This is a genomic window from Wenyingzhuangia fucanilytica, from assembly GCF_001697185.1.
Taxonomy (GTDB): Bacteria; Bacteroidota; Bacteroidia; order Flavobacteriales; family Flavobacteriaceae; genus Wenyingzhuangia; species Wenyingzhuangia fucanilytica.
In genome coordinates this window covers 1,003,685-1,021,940 of sequence record NZ_CP014224.1, presented here as the reverse complement: position 1 = coordinate 1,021,940, position 18,256 = coordinate 1,003,685, and the positions used below count along the sequence as shown (strand labels likewise).

The following is an 18,256-nucleotide window of genomic DNA, read 5'->3' as shown; positions in this document are numbered from 1 at the left end:
TACAAGAATGAGTCCGCAAAAAAAAGTAGCTTTTTACACATTGGGTTGTAAACTTAATTTTTCAGAAACTTCTACCATTGCTCGTAGCTTTCAAGACGAAGGTTTTAGCCGTGTAGATTTTGAAGAACAAGCTGATATTTATGTCATCAATACATGTTCTGTAACCGACAATGCAGACAAACGTTTTAAGACCATTGTAAAAAATGCTTTAAAGAAAAACGACAATGCTTTTTTAATTGCTGTAGGATGTTATGCTCAATTAAAACCAGAGGAATTAGCTGCTGTTGATGGCGTGGATTTGGTTTTAGGGGCTACCGAAAAATTTAAGGTAACAGACTATATAAACGATTTGTCTAAAAATGATTTAGGAGAAGTGCATTCTTGTGAAATTGAAGATGCCGATTTTTATGTAGGTTCTTATTCTATTGGAGATAGAACTCGTGCCTTTTTAAAAGTACAAGATGGTTGTGATTATAAATGCACCTATTGTACCATTCCTTTAGCTCGTGGAATTTCTAGAAGCGATACTTTGGAAAATGTATTAAAAAATGCCAAAGAAATTTCTGAACGCGGAATTAAAGAAATTGTACTTACTGGAGTTAACATAGGTGATTACGGAAAAGGTGAATTTGGAAACAAAAAACACGAACACACTTTTTATGAGTTAGTTCAAGCTTTAGACAAAGTTGATGGTATTCACAGACTTAGAATTTCGTCTATTGAACCTAATTTGTTAAAAGATGAAACTATTGAATTTGTAAGTACCTCAAACAGTTTTGTTCCTCATTTTCATATTCCTTTACAAAGCGGAAGCGATACCATTTTGAAAAAAATGAAACGTCGTTATATGAGTGATTTGTACGTAAACAGAGTGGCTCGTATTAAAGAAACCATGCCTAACGCTTGTATTGGGGTTGATGTGATTGTTGGTTTTCCTGGAGAAACAGATGAAATTTTCTTAGAAACTTATAAATTCTTAAGCGAATTAGATATTTCTTATTTACACGTATTTACTTATTCCGAAAGAGATAATACCGAAGCAGCTGACATGGACGGAGTAGTTCCAAAAAATGTTAGAGCCAAACGTAGTAAAATGTTGCGTGGTTTGTCTGTTAAAAAACGTAGAGCTTTTTACGAAAGTCAATTAGGAAGTACTCACATTGTTTTGTTTGAGAGCGAAAACAAAGATGGATACATTCACGGATTTACAGAAAATTACGTAAAAGTTAAAACTCCATGGAATCCTAGTTTGGTAAACGAATTACACGAAGTTACCTTAACAGAAATAGATGAAGATGGTTCAGTTCGTTTTGATTGGTTACATCAACCTACAGAAAAAACTGTAAATTTGAGTGAATTGATTTAATCAACACTTGAAAACCGAAAACCTAACACACGTTTATTTTTTACCAGGAATGTCTGCTAGTTCAGCTATTTTTGAACGTATTAAACTTCCAACAGAAAAATATAAGATGCATTTTTTAGAATGGCTGATGCCTTTATCTAAAGATGAATCTTTATCAGACTATGCAAAACGTTTTGCAAAACAAATTACAGCAGCTAACCCAATATTAATAGGTGTTTCTTTTGGGGGGATATTGGCTCAAGAAATTGCACAAATAATTCCTTGTAAAAAAATAATTATTATCTCTAGTATTAAAAGCCCTACAGAATATAGTTTCTTTTTTAAAACTGTAAAAACTACAAGATTATACAAACTATACCCTGTTACGTTTCTTAATTTTTTAGAACAATTTTTATATAAAAAAGGGTCATCAAAAATTAAAAACACTTTAACTGTTTATAGAAAGTTTTTACCCATAAGAAACAAACTTTACACCCAATGGGCCATTCGTTCTTTTTTACTTTGGAAAGGTTCTCATAACAATCTTCCTTTGCTTCATATACATGGTAACTCTGATCAAATTATTCCTATCAAATACATTAAAAATTGTGAAGTCATCAAAAACGGAACACATGCCATGATACTAACAAAAAGTAGCAGTATTGAGCAATACATCCTTCGTTATTTGGCTTAATTTTTGTATCTTATATATTCAAACTTTTTTTCATGAAAAAACATCTTATATGGATTGTTTCTGCGGGAGCCATCTTAGTATCTATACCATTTTTTACCAATGCTACTCCATCAACTAAAAAAACTGGAGACACCTATATTATTAAAGCATTAAAAATACCTAGTGGAATTCAGTTTGCTGGAGAGGGAGTTCCTATTCACAATACTGATGTAAAAGAAAGAGTTGATAAAGAATTCTTAGTAAACACTTATTGGCAATCTAACGGATTATTGTTAATTAAAAGAGCTCACAAATTTTTCCCTGTAATTGAACCTATTCTTAAAAAGAACAACATTCCAGACGATTTTAAATATTTAGCAGTGATTGAAAGTGGATTGCAAAACGTTACATCACCTGCCGGAGCCAAAGGTTTTTGGCAATTGATGCCCGCCACAGCAAGAGAATATGGACTTGAAGTAAACGATAACGTAGATGAACGTTATGATTTAGAAAAAGCCACAAATGCTGCTTGTCAGTACATCCTTAAAGCCAAAGAAGAATTTGGAACCTGGACAGCTGCTGCTGCATCTTACAACATTGGTATTAATGGTCTTGGAAGAAGAATGGAAGAACAAATGGTAACTTCTTATTACGATGTTTTGTTACCCGATGAGACCTCTCGCTACTTACCTAGAATTATAGCTGTAAAAGAAATTTTAAGCAAACCATATGACTATGGTTTTGTTTATGACAAATCTGATTTATACTTATTACCAGAATACAGATCGGTTAAAGTAGATACTGTTATTAGCAATATTGCCAGCTTTGCTAAAAATTTTAATACCAACTATAAGGAATTAAAAATTTTAAATCCCTGGTTAAGAGAAAACAAGCTGAATAACAGCACTAGGAAACCTTACGATATTAAGATTCCTGTAAATTAATATATATATTAGATTTTGAAAAAGAAAAGTTATGATTCAGATAGAAAACCTACATAAGTCTTATAAAGTAGGAAAAGATTCTTTGCACGTACTTAAAGGGATTAATCTTCATGTAAAAGAAGGAGAATTGGTTTCAATCATGGGGTCTTCTGGTTCTGGAAAATCAACTTTTTTAAATATTATTGGTTTGTTAGACACTCATGATGAAGGTCTTTACAAACTAAACAATGAGGTGATTAAAGACTTAAACGAAACCAAAGCTGCTTTGTTAAGAAATCACTTTATTGGATTTATTTTTCAATCCTTTAATTTAATCCCTTATAAAACTGCTATTGAAAATGTGGCTTTACCTCTATACTACAAAGGAGGATACAACAAAAAGCAACGTGAAAAAATAGCCTTAGAATACTTAGATAAAGTTGGATTAAAACCATGGGCTACTCACCTACCCAATGAATTGTCTGGAGGACAAAAGCAACGTGTGGCCATAGCAAGGGCATTGGTAACACAACCAAAAATTATTTTAGCTGATGAACCTACTGGAGCGCTTGATTCTGTAACCACTCAAACCACTATGGAATTGTTAAAAAATATCAACAAAGAAGGTATGACAGTTGTTATTATTACTCACGAAGAAGATGTTGCCTTACAAACCAATAGAATTATTAGGTTAAAAGATGGAGTAATTATGAGTGACGAACTTACAAATGCTAACACAACTGTATAAAAGATGTTTGATAGAGATTTATGGGCAGAAATATTCCAAAGCATTAGTAAAAATAAACTTCGAAGTATTCTATCTGGTTTTACCATCACATTTGCCATTTTAATCTTTACACTCCTTTTTGGAATTTCTAACGGATTACAAAATACTTTTTCTAGCTTTTTTATCAACAACACTCCTAACGCTATCTATATTTATTCTGGTAAAGCTACAGTACCTTTTAAAGGAAAAAAATCTGGAAGAAGAGTACAACTTACCAATAAAGAAGTACAATACATAAAAGAAACTAACAGCGACAAAGTTCAATATTTATCACCAAAAATTTATAAGAATTTTAATGTTAGTTACGAACACAATAAAAACAACTACCCTGTAAACGGAGTACTTCCCGACAATCAATTTATAGACACTTATAAGCTAAGCAACGGACGTTTTATCAATCTTTCTGATATTCAAAAAAACAACAAAACCGCTGTTATTGGTAGACTCGTTAAAAATGATTTGTTTAAAAACAAAAATGCAATTGGAAAATACATCAACTTACAAGGAATTAATTTTAAAGTGATTGGCGTTTTTGAAAAAGAAGGTGATGACAATGCAGAAAGAGTAATTTACATTCCTTTAAGCACATCACAATCTCTATATGCAAACAATGATTATGTGGATCAAATAGATTTAACATATAATAAAAATATGAGCTACACAGAAGTTGTAGCCTTTAGTAAATTACTAGAAAAACAATTAAAAGAATTACTTATTATTTCTCCAAACGATCAAGGGGGAATTTGGATAAGAAACGTTGCTGAAAATATTAAAGACACCAATATGATGATGTTGGTATTAACAGTACTTATCTTTTTTATTGGTTTTGGAACTTTAATAGCGGGAATTGTTGGAATTAGCAATATTATGATTTACGTGGTTAGTGAACGTACCAAAGAACTGGGGGTGAGAAAAGTTTTAGGAGCTTCTCCAAAATCCATTGTTGCACTAATCTTATTAGAATCTATCACCATTACTTCAATTGCAGGTTACTTAGGGATTTTAATAGGAATTGGTACCGTAAATTTAATTGGAGATAGTCTTGAAAAATATTTCATTACCAACCCAAGTGTTGACACTTCTATCATTATAGGAGCCATGATTACTTTGGTTATTTCGGGCTGTATTGCTGGGTATGTACCCGCAAAAAGAGCTTCAAAAATAAAACCCATTGTGGCACTAAGAGACGAATAATTATGAGATTTTTATTTGAAAAAGATACTTGGCAAGAAATATACGAAAGTGTTCGCAAAAACAAAATGCGAACCTTTATTACGGTTATTGGTGTAACTTGGGGTATCTTTTTATTGGTAACCTTATTAGGTTGTGCCAGAGGAATGGAAAACTCTTTTAACAGATTGTTTGGTGATTTTGCTACCAATAGTGTATTTATTTGGGGAGGATCTACCGAAAAAGCTTTTCATGGTTTTCAAGAAGGAAGACGAGTACGTTTAAATTTAGAAGATGTAGAAAGTATTAAAAGAGAAATTAACGGAATTGAATTTGTAGTCCCAAGAAACAGAAGAAGCGGAACAATTACCAGAAACTTTCAATCTGGTGATTTTACGGTGAATGGTGATTTTCCTGTGCTAGACAAAGTCCAAAAGAAAAATCTTATCATTGGTAGATTTATCAATCAACAAGACATTGATAAAAAGAGGAAAATGATTGTTATTTCCGAAGAGGTTTACAAACAATATTTTAATGAAAAAGAAAATCCTATAGGAGAAAATATCGAATTAAATCAAATAAATTTCATTGTTGTTGGAGTGTTTAAAAATGGAAATGTTGGAATGAGTTCTGAAATACATATTCCTTTCACAACCTTTCAACAAATTTACAATACCGGTCAAGAAATTGGAATGATGATGGTGACAGGTAAAAAAGACAGTGACATTAAACAGGTAGAATTAGATGCAAAATTATTAATAAAAAACCTACACAAAATTCATCCCGAAGACACTCGTGCCATTGGAGGTTTTAACCTTGGTAAAGAATTCGAAAAAATGAATGGTTTTTTAACCGGTATGCAATTTTTAACTTGGTTTGTAGGAATTGCCACCCTTATTGCAGGTGTTTTTGCCATTGGTAATATATTACTTATTACTGTAAAAGAACGCACCAAAGAAATAGGAATAAGACGTGCCATTGGTGCCACTCCTATAATGATTAAAAGACAAATTATTTTAGAAGCGGTAACTCTTGCATTGGTTGCTGGATTTTTAGGAATTGTTGGTGGTGGATTGGTTTTAATTTTAATTGATAAATTCTTTGGTCAGGGTACAGACGCTGTATTGGTAAACCCATCCGTATCTGTTCCAATAGTATTTGTTTCTGTTATCATTTTAGCCATTTTAGGAACTCTTATCGGCTTGATACCTGCAACCAAAGCCACACAAATAAAACCAATTGAAGCGTTAAATAGTTAACAAAAGATATTAATATATAGCCATGAAAAAAATTATAAAAATCGTCATCATTCTTCTACTCTTAGTAGCTTTCGGATTCGTTATAAAGTTTTTTATAGACAAGAACAGTAAGTCTGCTATTGAATATAAAACAGAAAAACCTTTTATCACTACTATCGAGAAAAAAACGGTAGCTACAGGAACTGTAATTCCAGAGGATGAAGTAGAAATAAAACCACAAATATCAGGAATTATAGAAAAGATTTTTGTGGAAGAAGGAAAGCATGTTAAAGAAGGAGATTTGATTGCTAAAATTAAAGTAGTTCCTAACGAACAATCATTAAACAGTGCTAATGGTAGGGTAATTAGTGCTCAACTTTCTTTAGAAAACACTACAAAGGAATTCAAAAGAAGTAAACAACTTTTTGATAAAGGCGTTATTGCTGTTCAAGAATTTAACACGGCTGAATTACAGTACAACCAGGCCAAGCAAGATTTAGAAAACGCAAAAAAAGACTATCAAATTATTAAGTTAGGTTCTGCAAACGGATCGGCATCTGCAAACACCAATATTAGAGCAACCATTTCTGGAACCATTTTAGAAATTCCAGTAAAACAAGGAGACCAAGTTATTGAAAGTAACAACTTTAACGCAGGAACCACCATTGCTCTTGTTGCCGATTTAAAAAAGATGATTTTTGAAGGAAAAGTTGATGAAGCCGAAGTTGGAAAACTAAAAGAAAATACTCCATTAGAAGTTACTATTGGTGCTATTGACACTCAAAAATTTAATGCCAATTTAACTTTTATAGCTCCAAAAGGTTTAGATGAACAAGGAGCCGTTTTATTTAAAATTAAAGCAAGTTTAGACCTAGCAGAAAATGTGAATATTAGAGCTGGTTATAGTGCCAATGCCGCTTTGATTTTAGAAAAAAAAGAAAATATTTTAGCTGTAAAAGAATCTTTAATTCAATACGATAGAAAAACTGAAAAACCTTATGTAGAAATTGAAAAAGAAAATCAAATTTTTGAACGTAAGGATGTAACCCTAGGGGTTTCTGATGGAATTAATGTTGAAGTAACAGAAGGTATATCTAAAGAAGATAACATAAAAGTTTGGAATCAAGTAACAGGAAGCGAAACCGATTTTAACAGAAAGAAAAGATAAAATTATGAATTCAAAATTATTACTTCTTATTGTTTTATGTACTTATACATTAGGGAACGCTCAAACCAAAAAATGGACTTTACAAGAATGCGTTGCTTATGCTTTAGAAAACAATATTTCTATTCAAAAATCTAAATTAGAAATAGAGAGCTCTAAAATTGACATTTCAAATGCCAAAGGGAATTTTTTACCCAATTTAAATGCCAACCTTAGCCATTCATGGAGAACAGGATTAAACACAGACCCTATTACCAACTCTAACGTTATTGCAACCACTCAAAGCACCGGTGTAGGTGTAAACTCCAACGTAACGCTTTATGATGGGATGAGGAACATCAAACAATTACATAGATCTAACTTAAGTTTATTGTCTAAACAATATCAATTAGATGATATGAAAGACAATATTTCTTTAAATGTTTGTAATGCTTTTTTACAGATATTATTTAACAAAGAATCTCTTAAAGCTTTAAACGAACAACACGAGCTAAGTCTTAAAGAAGTAGAAAGAACCAAAGAATTGGTTAATGCCGGAAGTAAACCTAAAGGAGATTTATTAGAAATTGAGGCTACTTTGGCAGATCAAGAAAAAGCCATTATTGATATGGAAAATAATATTCTAATCTCTAAACTAACACTTTTTAATTTATTGGTTTTAGAGGATTTTGATCAATTTGAAATTACCGATGATACTTATGAATTGATTCCTACTGATATTACAGAAAACAGTCCACAAGATATATTTAACAAATCTTTAACTGTTAGAAATGATATTAAACTATCCGAAGTTGCTATTGAAATTGCAGAAAATGATATTAAAATATCAAAGGGAGCTTATTTACCAACCTTAAGTGCTTCTTTTGGGTTTAATACAAGTTATTTTAACCCTCATAATTTTAACTGGACAAATCTTTTAACTCAGTTTAGAGACAACAGAGGATTTTCTTATGGTTTAGGTTTAAGTATTCCTATATTCAATAGATTTCAAACAAGAAATGCTGTTAAAAAATCTAGGTTACAACTAGAACAAGCAAAACTAGATTTAGAACAATCTAAATTTAATTTAAGAGATAAAGTTTACCAAGCATTTAACGATACCAAAGGAGCTTTAAAAACATACGAAGCTAGTCAAAAAGCTTTAGAAGCAAGAACACTGGCATATGAATATGCTACCGAAAAATTTAACTTAGGAGCCATGGATTCTTTTACTTTTAACCAAAGTAAAACCAGTTATGTAAATGCCGAAACAAATGTTATTAAAGCTAAGTATGATTATATTTTTAAATTAAAAGTATTGGAATTTTATTTTGGTATTCCTATTAATTTATAATCATCTAACTGAATGATGAAGCTTTTAAAAAAAGTATTTGAAAACGTCATTCTGAATTCATTTCAGAATCACAATATACTATTAAACAGTAATTATGAGAAACTGAAACAAGTTCAGTTTGACGAATCGGCACTCTTTAGAAAACCTCATGTGTAAATAAATAATGTTTTATTTATCGCAAGTTGCTAATTTCCCTAGTTCTAACTCTGCTTGTTTTTTCTTATTGGTTTTAAGAAGTAATAAAGTAAAACCAACTCCGATTAAAGCTAACAACACTCCTAATAAAGACGGATATTTATAACCATATCCTAAAGTTAGAATTAATCCTCCTAAAAATGCACCAACTGAGTTTCCTATATTAAAAGCTGCTTGAGTAACTCCCGCCCCAACCATTTCGGCCTTTCCTGCGGTTTTAATCATCAATATTTGTATAGGTGCTCCTAATGCTAAAAAACAAGCACCTCCTGTAAAACATAAAATCAAAGCAAATACGGAATATTGTGCAAACAAAAACACTAACAATAAATTAATGCTAATAGCTCCAAACAAAACCATACAAGCTTTTACTGGTGCAACTCTATCTGCCAATCTACCTCCTATAATATTTCCTACAACCATTCCCAAACCAACAAGCATCATAATTCCCATCAAATATTCCTCCGAAACTCCTGCTACCTTAGTCATTAATGGAGCAATATAACTTAACCAAGCAAATCCTCCTCCTGTACCTATCGCTGTCATTAAAGTAATAATCCAAGCTTCTTTTGTTTTAAAAAAAGACAATTCTCCTTTAATATCTGTTTGTTTTCTAATAGGTAAATTAGGCAACCAAAAAAACAAAGACAATAATGTTAAAAATCCAATTATTGCAACAATCCCTAAAGTAATTCTCCAAGAAAATGTTTGCCCCAAAATAGTTCCTAAAGGAACCATTACCAAATTGGCTATTGTTAAACCTGCAAACATCATAGAAATATTTTTGGCTTCTTCTCCTTTTTTTGCTAATCTACTTGCTACAATAGATCCTACACCAAAAAATGCTCCATGAGGCAACCCTGATAAAAATCTAAATACATACATAAATGTTGTACTTGGACTCAAAGCACTTAACAAGTTAAAGACCGTGAAAATAATCATCAATCCTAATAAAATTTTCTTAGAAGAAAAACGTCCTGATAAGAAAACAATTAATGGAGCACCAATCACAACTCCCAACGCATAAAAAGATATAAAACCTCCTGCTTGAGAAATGGTAATGTTAAAATACTCTGAAATGGTTGGCAATAAACCCATCATTACAAACTCTGTTGTTCCTATAGACAAACCACCTAACGCCAAGGGCAATAATTCCTTTTTCATATCACATTTACTATTCTTAGTCTGTAATTAAAACTATGCAAATGTACACTCATTATTTTACTTAATGTTTTGAAAAATTCTATTTCCGTATAAAATGAAAAATCATTTAAAATTTAGCAAAAACACTAAATTATCATAAGCCCAAGCTAGTTTAAAATATTAAATCCCTATTTTTATATAGCTTATTAAAGAGGTGATTTTCAATTCAAAAAAATTACTTTCTATAATTAACATTAAAAACAACCAAACATGATCCATAAATTTTTATCCTTAGTACTTATCATCAGTTTACTAACGGCTTGTCAAGCTAAAAAATCGAATAATGATGAAATTTTAAATAAAGTAAAAACTTATTTGGTTCATGACTTTTTAAAAGACGAAATTCAATTTATGACTTCTACAGACAAACAATTTCAGATGACTTTGGTAGATTTAAATGATGATGGAAAAGATGAAATTTTTATTCAATTTGTATCTCCATATTTTTGTGGTACCGGAGGCTGTACTTTTTTACTCTTAGACTCTCAACTAAAACACATCAATACTTTTTCTGTTACTAGAGCTCCTATTTACGTAGAAACAATAAAAAACAATTGGGCCAATTTATATACTGTTAACAGAGGAGAGTTAAAAATTCTTGAATTTAAAAACGGTAAATATCCAAATAATCCTTCGGTAGCAAAAAACGCAACATCAACAGAACCTAGCAAAAATTGGCTACAAATTTTTAATGATGATTTGGACAAACAAACCATTTACACATTTTAACCTCTATATAAATTGCTATGAAATTCCCCAACATCAACTATATTACAAACAAAGCCAAAACATCTTTTATTGCCTATCCTACCACTATTTTATCAGCTATTATAGCCGTAATCTTATCTGTTTACCTTATTGAAAATCAATCTAATATTCAAAACAAATTTCCTTACATCAATGCTATTTTAACTTTTGCTTTAGGAATCCCTTTGTTTTTTTGTAGCACAATGATTAATACAAGATCCACAAAAAGTAAATATATTTTTGAGGGTAGTATTGTTTTAATTTTAACCTTAATTTATTTTTCCTTACCAAATCAAAACAGCACATTTAACACTAAAATTCCTTATATAAGATATACCATTTTTAACATCATAGCTCACCTAATCATTTCTTTTACTTTGTTTTTAAAATCGGGAGGGGTAAATGGTTTTTGGAATTATAATAAAACTTTGTTTTTACGTTTATGTACCGCTGTTTTATACTCCGGGTTTATATATATAGGAATTATATTAGCTTTAACAGCCTTACATCTTCTTTTTGATATTGACATTGATGGAAAGTTATATACTCAAATATTCATTGTTGTTTTTGGTTTGTTTAACACTTGGTTTTTTGTTGCTGGAATTTCTAAAAACACAGATTTATACAACAACATTAAAGAATACCCAAAAGGGTTAAAAATATTTAGTCAATATATTTTACTCCCTTTACTAGCCACCTATTTAATAATACTTTATGCCTATAGCACTAAAATTATTATTACTCAACATTTGCCAAAAGGAATTGTATCTTATCTAATTACCATAGTATCTGTACTTGGAATTTTTGCTTTCTTATTAATTTACCCTTATGGAAAACAAAAAGGAAATGAGTGGATAAAAAAGGCAAACATCCTTTACTATTATTTATTACTTCCTTTAATATTCTTATTAGCCATAGCTATATATTTAAGAATAGTAGATTATGGGCTTACCATTAATAGATACATGATCTGTTTATTTGGGGGCTGGGTACTATTTTTATCTATTTATTTCTGCCTAAAAAAAACAAACATTAAAATCATTCCTACATCATTAGCATTTTTCCTTCTCCTTTCTTCTTTTGGGCCATGGGGAATGTTTAGTTTAAGTGAGAAAAGTCAATCTAAAAGATTGATTCATATTTTAGATGAACATCATTTTTTAGAAGATGGAAAAGTGATTAATGAGGTAGTTTGGGACACAGATAGTTTGCCTAAATTTTACAGTAAAAAGAAGAATATTAAAACACCAGTTGTTAGTGATTCTATTCATAACGAAATAAAATCTATTTTAGATTATTTAGACAATCATCATGGAATGAACACCTTGCAACCAATGTTTAAGCAAGATTTAAAAAGCTATCTAAAGACTGCTGCTGATAGTTTAGCCTCTATAAATGAAGCCAAAATTTATATGGAAACTTTAGGTTTAAAATACAAACATATTTATGATTTTAAAACCGCTTTTGGTGAACAAAAACTTAAGTTTGGCTCAAAAAATCAAAAAACAATTCAAATTACAAACTATGATTATTTAGTTGATTTTCATCAATACAACTATAATTCAAATCCTATAGATTTTACAATTCAAAATGAAAAATATCAACTAATATTCAATAAGAAAAAATCCATTCTAAAAATAAATAGCGCTACAGATACCTTAGATATTTCTTTGTCAAAATTAACGCAACAGTTATATCATAAATATCCTAAAGGAATGGATTCTATTGCCAATCATCAACTACAATTAACAGGAAAAATAAATCATTTCAATGTTTTATTTGAACTAAAAAACATGAGTACTTACCTAAAAAATGACTCGTTAAATATTAGTAATTTTAATGGTAAAATATTACTTAAAGATTTAAATAAATAACAAAAAAGCCAAAACAAAATAGTTTTGGCTTTTTAATTTTAAGAATTACTTTTTTTGATTTTCTTGATGTTTAAGAAACAATCCGTTTAAAAAATTTCTCAACACTTGGTCTTGACATTTTTTATAATGCTGATGTCCTGGTTTTCTAAAAAAAGCAGATAACTCTGATTTTCCAAAATTGAATCCTGCTAATTTTAGTAAATCTAAAATATCGGTATCTTTTAAATTTAAAGCTATCCTCAATTTTCTAAAAACAATATTATTGTCTAATTCTTTTTCTGCTACCGGAATTTGCCCATCTTTTTTTCCTCTGTTTTCAATAATCATCCCGTTTAAAAAGCTAGCAAATTGCTCATCAGATAAGGATAAGTTTTCCTTTTCCTCGGTGTCTTTTTCTAACCATGTAGAAACATCTTCTCTTTCTACTTTTACACCAACATGGTTAAAAAGTAATATAATTTTTTCTGGATTGTAATTAAAAGCATATTTCAACCTTCTAAACACATCATTATTTGTCATTCCTTTTAATTTAAATTTTGTTTTACAGTTTTGTATTCTGTAATCATTTCCTCCATAATAGTAGCAATGGGCTTAACTTGTTTAATCAGTCCCGCAATTTGCCCTATTTCTAATTTCCCATCAATTACATCTCCCTCAAAAATACCCGTTTTAAGCTTAGCATTGTCATAAAAGGTTTTTAAAGTCTCTTTTGATGGATGGGTTTGATATAAATCTAATAATTTTTGATAATAATTGTTTTTGATAATCCTAACAGGTGCCAACTCTTTAAAAGTTAATTGTGTAGTCCCATCTTGCAACTCTGTAATTAAATTTTTAAATTTTATATGTGCTGATGATTCTGTACTCACCGCAAACCTACTCCCTATTTGTACACCATCAGCTCCTAAAACCTCAGCGGCTAAAATTCCTCTTCCGCTAGCAATTCCTCCCGCTGCAATTAAAGGAATGGTTAAATGTTCTTTAACCATTGGAATTAAAGTAAAAGTTGTAGTTTCTTCTCGCCCGTTATGTCCACCTGCCTCAAAACCTTCTGCCACTACAGCATCAACTCCAGCTTCTTGAGCTTTTAAAGCAAACTTTATACTACTCACCACATGTACCACTTTAATGCCATGCGATTTTAATTTTGATGTCCAAGTATTAGGATTCCCTGCCGATGTAAAAACAATTTTTACTCCTTCTTCTATCACAATATCAACCATTTTGTCGATATCAGGATAAATCAAAGGCAAATTTACTCCAAAAGGTTTATCTGTAGCTTTTTTACATTTTTGGATATGCTCTCTAAAAACTTCTGGATACATAGAACCTGCCCCTATTAAACCTAATCCACCAGCGTTACTTACTGCCGATGCTAATTTGTAACCACTAACCCAAACCATTCCTCCTTGAATGATGGAATAATCTATATTAAATAATTTTGTAATTCTATTATTTTGCATTCATCTTATTTAAATAAAGTCATGACTTCACTTTTACCTTTATATTGATATTTTATATAATAAATACCTGGTGATAAACTTTTTATCAATAACCTATCATTCCTTTTTGTTAATTTTTTATCAGCTAAAAAATTACCTAATGCAGAAAATACCTGAATGGTAACTTCGTCATTCTTAAACATTAATCTTATTTCAATATCTCCCGAAATACCACTATGAACAATATAAAAAGGAGGTTCTTTAAAAAGATTTTTTAAGAATAATTGAGGAGCCAAACTACTTATATTTAAAACTCCATACCCTCTTTGATTTGTTGGGTTTAAATAATCTTTTGAGTTTTCTATAACCATTTGTCTAATCTCTAAACTTGTTTTATTTGGATATGCTTCCCATAAACAAGCTACCGCTCCGGAAATAATAGGTCCTGAAAAAGAAGTTCCGTGAGAAATCCCCACCTGATTATTTTCATTAACAACAAAAACGCTACCGCCTTGAGCCAAAGTTTCTGGTTTAATTCTATTATCTGCAGAAGGACCAAAAGAAGAAAACCCAACAATATCTTCATTGGCATCTACAGCACCAACTGCTATAATATTATTTGCATCCGCAGGAGCAGTTAAATAATGCCAAGTATCATTTCCAGAATTCCCCATAGAATTTACGACTACCATTCCTTTTTCTGCAGCAATATTGGCTCCACGAGTAATAAACGTGGTATTTCCATCCATATCGGCATAGGTATAATCATACTTACTATCATCAAATTCACTGTAGCCTAAAGAAGTGTTAATAATATCAACGCCCAAACTATCTGCCCTCTCTGCCGCTTGTACCCATAAACTCTCTTCTAAAGGTGTTTCGTTTGCTGCATCTTCTGTAACAAACAAATAAAATTTTGCTTTGGGCGCAGTTCCTACAAATTCGTTTTCTTTAATGGCTGCAATGGTAGACAATACTTGTGTTCCGTGGGTAGTTCCTGTATGGGTATAAAAATTACTAGTATTATTTACAAAATCATATCCTCCTAAAATTTCTCCATTACTTTCATCATTATCCAATAAATGACTAAAAGCACTAGCAGTATTTACACCGTAAAAACCTGCATCAATAATAGCTATTTGCATACTATTACCTTCAATTCCTGTGTTGTGAAACTTTTCTACTCCTAACATTTCTGTTTGATTGGTAGCTTGTCCGTAATTATAAACAGAGCTAACCTCTTTATCAAATTTATTTATTTTAGAAACTTTGCTAAGTTTAGAAGTTGATGTATTAATAACAGCTAAATTTTTATTAGCAAACTGAATGCTATCTACCGATGTTAAATTTTGAAGATTGGCAATATCCGTTTCTGAACCAAATACATGAACCGCATTTAACCATTTTGATGTTGCTTTTACCGTAATACCGTTACTGTTTTTCACTGATAAAACATAAGAATCCTCAACAGGAACATCTTGGGTAGTAATGCTAATATTTTGATGATCTCTACGGTCTATCGCTCGTTGCGATAAAAAACTTAAAGGATTATTTAGATATATTTGGGCATTAGGCTTGTCTTTAAAATAAACCCATGCGTGTTCTTGAGCCTGTAACATGCTTGAGCATAAAAACATCAAAAACACAAACTTTTTCATCCTGATTTTAGTTTGTAGTGAAGTTACGCAATTACTCCCGATCCTAAAAGTTCATCTTCTAAATGCCAAGCCACAAATTGTCCTTCTTGAATGGCAGATTGTGGATTTTCAAATTCCACATACATTCCGTTTGGCACTTGATACAAAGTTGCTTTTTCTAAAGGTTGACGATAACGAATTCTTGCCAACACTTCCATAGAATCGCCTATTTCTAATGCCAAATCTTCACGAATCCAATGTAATTCTTCGTTACTTACAAATAATACTTTTCTATACAATCCTGGGTGATTTTTTCCTTCACCAGCATAAATAACATTTTCGTTTACATCGGTTTCAATCACAAACAAAGGCTCTTGTGTTCCTCCAACAGCCAACCCTTTACGCTGACCTTTGGTAAAATAATGAGCTCCTTGGTGCTTTCCTACAATTTTTCCGTTAGCAACAGAGTAGGTGTATTTTTGACTGTGAAAAGCCAACTCTTCTAACTTATTTTCAAATACAGGAATTTTTCTTGTGTATCCATCAAAAGTATTAGGAACTTGAACAATCACTCCTTCTTTAGGCTGTAATTTTTGTTGTAAAAACTCTGGCAAACGAACTTTACCAATAAAACATAACCCTTGTGAATCTTTTTTATCTGCAGTTACCAAATCTAATTCTTTGGCAATTTCTCTTACTTCTGGCTTGGTTAATTCTCCAATAGGAAACAAAGCTTTAGACAATTGTTCTTGGGATAATTGACACAAAAAGTAAGATTGATCTTTATTATTATCAACTCCTGCTTTTAATTGATATACTTCATTTCCGTTAGTATCTTGTGTAATTCCTCTACGGCAATAATGTCCCGTAGCTACATAATCTGCCCCTAAGCTTAATGCTATTTTCATAAACACATCAAACTTAATTTCACGATTACAAAGTACATCAGGGTTTGGTGTTCTCCCTAATTCGTATTCCTTAAACATGTAATCTACAATACGGTCTTGGTACTCTTTACTTAAATCTACTACCTGAAAAGGAATTCCCAATTTTTCTGCCACTAGCATGGCATCGTTACTATCTTCTAACCAAGGGCATTCGTTTGAAATAGTTACAGAATCATCGTGCCAGTTTTTCATAAACAAACCAATCACTTCGTATCCCTGTTGCTGCAACAAATACGCCGCTACACTACTATCTACTCCTCCTGAAAGTCCAACTACTACACGTTTCATATTCAAAAAATTGAGGTTACAAAGATAGTATAAAAATAAGAGTTAGAAACCCAAACAATGAATCAAAAAAAAGCTTGTTTGTCTTGGGCTGGACAAACAAGCTTTTTTTATTTTTTATTTTCTTTTTGCTTTCTTTTGATGTTTTCTAAAATCTCTTCATCGGTTAATTTTCTAATCCTTTCTTTTTCTTCTTCGGCTTTTTTTCTTTCGATGTTTTTTAAAATTTCAGCATCTTCTATTCTTTTAATCTCCTTTATTTTAGCTTCCATTTTTGCAGCAATACTTTTAAGAATTTCATCATCTGTAATTTTAGAATATTCTTTTTTCTCTCCTTTTTTACGATGGATGTTTTCTAGTATCTCCTCATCAGTTGGCTTTTCATAAGTATATTCCTTTTCTTTTTTGCGTTCAATATTTTCTAATATTTCTTCGTCACTAAGTTTAGGATACTCTTTTGGTTTTTCTTTTTTATCATCAATACTAGCTAAAATAGCTTCATCCGATGGGCGATCTCTTTGTTTGTTAGGCTCTTTATACCCCATATACTCACCTTTGATATAAAAATCCCATTTTCCTACTTTGTAATCTTTGTAGTATAAACCAGATTCTTTTATATCTCCATTCACTTCAAAAAACTTAGATCGACCATGTAACAAACCTTCTTGATAAGTCATTTCGTGCAACTTAATACCGTCTTTAGAAAAACGAGCCGTAATTCCATCTAACTTTCCATTTTTATATTCGCTAACTTCAGCAATACTGTCATTACTATAAAACACTTTTCTTACACCATTTAGTAAATTGTTTTCATAATGCTCTATCAGGATTAATTTTCCTTGAGGATCATAATATTTCCATAAACCAATCCTATTTTTGCCCATCATCATCCCTTCGCTTTTCTTTTTACCATAGATATCGTAAAAAATAACTTCGGCCTTATCTGATTTATCATCAAAATACTTTCTAATGCTAGGATAATTGTTGATGATTTTATTTTCATAAAACAAAAACTCCCCTACTTCTTTTCCATGTTCAAAAGTTCCAGAATAGCGAACTCTACCAGAATCATATCTTTTTTCCCAAAACCCATGTCGCTTTCCTTGGGCATCAAATTTGTTAAATTCTTGAGCAAAAATGAATAAAGGCACACAAAACAATAAAAAGAATACACTTTTTTTATACATGAAAATATTTTTTAAGGTGATAACATTCTATATAACGCAAGACCTAGACAGGTGTTATGTCTATAATTTTTGATTATAAAAAAAATGAAATTACAAAGTTTAAGG

At 31.0% G+C, this 18,256-nt stretch carries 16 protein-coding genes; 10 read left to right on the top strand and 6 right to left on the bottom strand.

Translation table 11 applies throughout. The features are described 5' to 3' along the window. Positions 1-7: 7 nt before the first annotated feature. From mtaB to AXE80_RS04120, 8 genes are read left to right on the top strand one after another with little or no spacing between them, the layout of a single operon-like run. Positions 8-1,366 carry a tRNA (N(6)-L-threonylcarbamoyladenosine(37)-C(2))-methylthiotransferase MtaB gene (gene mtaB, locus AXE80_RS04155; protein WP_068824726.1) on the top strand — a complete coding sequence of 453 codons (1,359 nt, stop codon included), beginning with the start codon at positions 8-10 and terminating at the stop codon, positions 1,364-1,366. A gap of 7 nt (positions 1,367-1,373) precedes the next feature. After that, positions 1,374-2,039 carry an alpha/beta hydrolase gene (locus AXE80_RS04150; protein ID WP_083194576.1) on the top strand — a complete coding sequence of 222 codons (666 nt, stop codon included), beginning with the start codon at positions 1,374-1,376 and terminating at the stop codon, positions 2,037-2,039. Between the two features lie 32 nt (positions 2,040-2,071). Beyond that, on the top strand, positions 2,072-2,962 hold the full coding sequence (locus tag AXE80_RS04145) for a lytic transglycosylase domain-containing protein (protein ID WP_068824724.1): 891 nt from the start codon (positions 2,072-2,074) through the stop codon (positions 2,960-2,962). A gap of 31 nt (positions 2,963-2,993) precedes the next feature. Continuing rightward, on the top strand, positions 2,994-3,689 hold the full coding sequence (locus AXE80_RS04140; RefSeq protein WP_068824722.1) for an ABC transporter ATP-binding protein: 696 nt from the start codon (positions 2,994-2,996) through the stop codon (positions 3,687-3,689). A 3-nt stretch (positions 3,690-3,692) separates the two neighbouring features. After that, positions 3,693-4,922, top strand: a complete 1,230-nt coding sequence (locus AXE80_RS04135) for an ABC transporter permease (protein WP_068824720.1) — start codon at positions 3,693-3,695, stop codon at positions 4,920-4,922. Between the two features lie 2 nt (positions 4,923-4,924). Next, positions 4,925-6,157, top strand: coding sequence for an ABC transporter permease (locus AXE80_RS04130; protein ID WP_068824718.1), 1,233 nt, complete (start codon positions 4,925-4,927; stop codon positions 6,155-6,157). Between the two features lie 22 nt (positions 6,158-6,179). Further along, complete coding sequence (locus AXE80_RS04125) at positions 6,180-7,304, top strand: efflux RND transporter periplasmic adaptor subunit (RefSeq protein WP_068824716.1); 1,125 nt, start codon at positions 6,180-6,182, stop codon at positions 7,302-7,304. A gap of 4 nt (positions 7,305-7,308) precedes the next feature. Further along, positions 7,309-8,634, top strand: a complete 1,326-nt coding sequence (locus AXE80_RS04120) for a TolC family protein (RefSeq protein WP_068824714.1) — start codon at positions 7,309-7,311, stop codon at positions 8,632-8,634. A 168-nt stretch (positions 8,635-8,802) separates the two neighbouring features. Here the strand turns inward: AXE80_RS04120 and AXE80_RS04115 are convergent, their stop codons facing one another. Then, on the bottom strand, positions 8,803-9,993 hold the full coding sequence (locus AXE80_RS04115; RefSeq protein WP_068824712.1) for an MFS transporter: 1,191 nt from the start codon (positions 9,991-9,993) through the stop codon (positions 8,803-8,805). Positions 9,994-10,242: 249 nt separating this feature from the next. Between AXE80_RS04115 and AXE80_RS04110 the strand changes: the two genes are divergently transcribed. Further along, positions 10,243-10,761 (top strand): hypothetical protein, encoded by a 519-nt coding sequence (locus AXE80_RS04110; protein ID WP_068824710.1) that lies wholly within the window; start codon positions 10,243-10,245, stop codon positions 10,759-10,761. A gap of 17 nt (positions 10,762-10,778) precedes the next feature. Continuing rightward, positions 10,779-12,653 carry a DUF4153 domain-containing protein gene (locus AXE80_RS04105; protein WP_068824708.1) on the top strand — a complete coding sequence of 625 codons (1,875 nt, stop codon included), beginning with the start codon at positions 10,779-10,781 and terminating at the stop codon, positions 12,651-12,653. 45 nt (positions 12,654-12,698) lie between these two features. Here AXE80_RS04105 and AXE80_RS04100 read toward each other — a convergent pair whose 3' ends face one another. The 5 genes from AXE80_RS04100 to AXE80_RS04080 form a co-directional block, all read right to left on the bottom strand. After that, positions 12,699-13,172 (bottom strand): YehS family protein, encoded by a 474-nt coding sequence (locus AXE80_RS04100; RefSeq protein WP_068824705.1) that lies wholly within the window; start codon positions 13,170-13,172, stop codon positions 12,699-12,701. A gap of 5 nt (positions 13,173-13,177) precedes the next feature. Next, entirely contained in the window at positions 13,178-14,116 is a 939-nt protein-coding gene (locus tag AXE80_RS04095) for an NAD(P)H-dependent flavin oxidoreductase (protein ID WP_068824704.1), read from the bottom strand. Between the two features lie 5 nt (positions 14,117-14,121). After that, entirely contained in the window at positions 14,122-15,753 is a 1,632-nt protein-coding gene (locus AXE80_RS04090; RefSeq protein ID WP_068824702.1) for a S8 family serine peptidase, read from the bottom strand. Between the two features lie 23 nt (positions 15,754-15,776). Further along, on the bottom strand, positions 15,777-16,967 hold the full coding sequence (gene mnmA / locus AXE80_RS04085; protein ID WP_068824700.1) for a tRNA 2-thiouridine(34) synthase MnmA: 1,191 nt from the start codon (positions 16,965-16,967) through the stop codon (positions 15,777-15,779). Between the two features lie 107 nt (positions 16,968-17,074). Further along, complete coding sequence (locus tag AXE80_RS04080) at positions 17,075-18,151, bottom strand: toxin-antitoxin system YwqK family antitoxin (protein ID WP_068824697.1); 1,077 nt, start codon at positions 18,149-18,151, stop codon at positions 17,075-17,077. Positions 18,152-18,256: the final 105 nt, after the last annotated feature.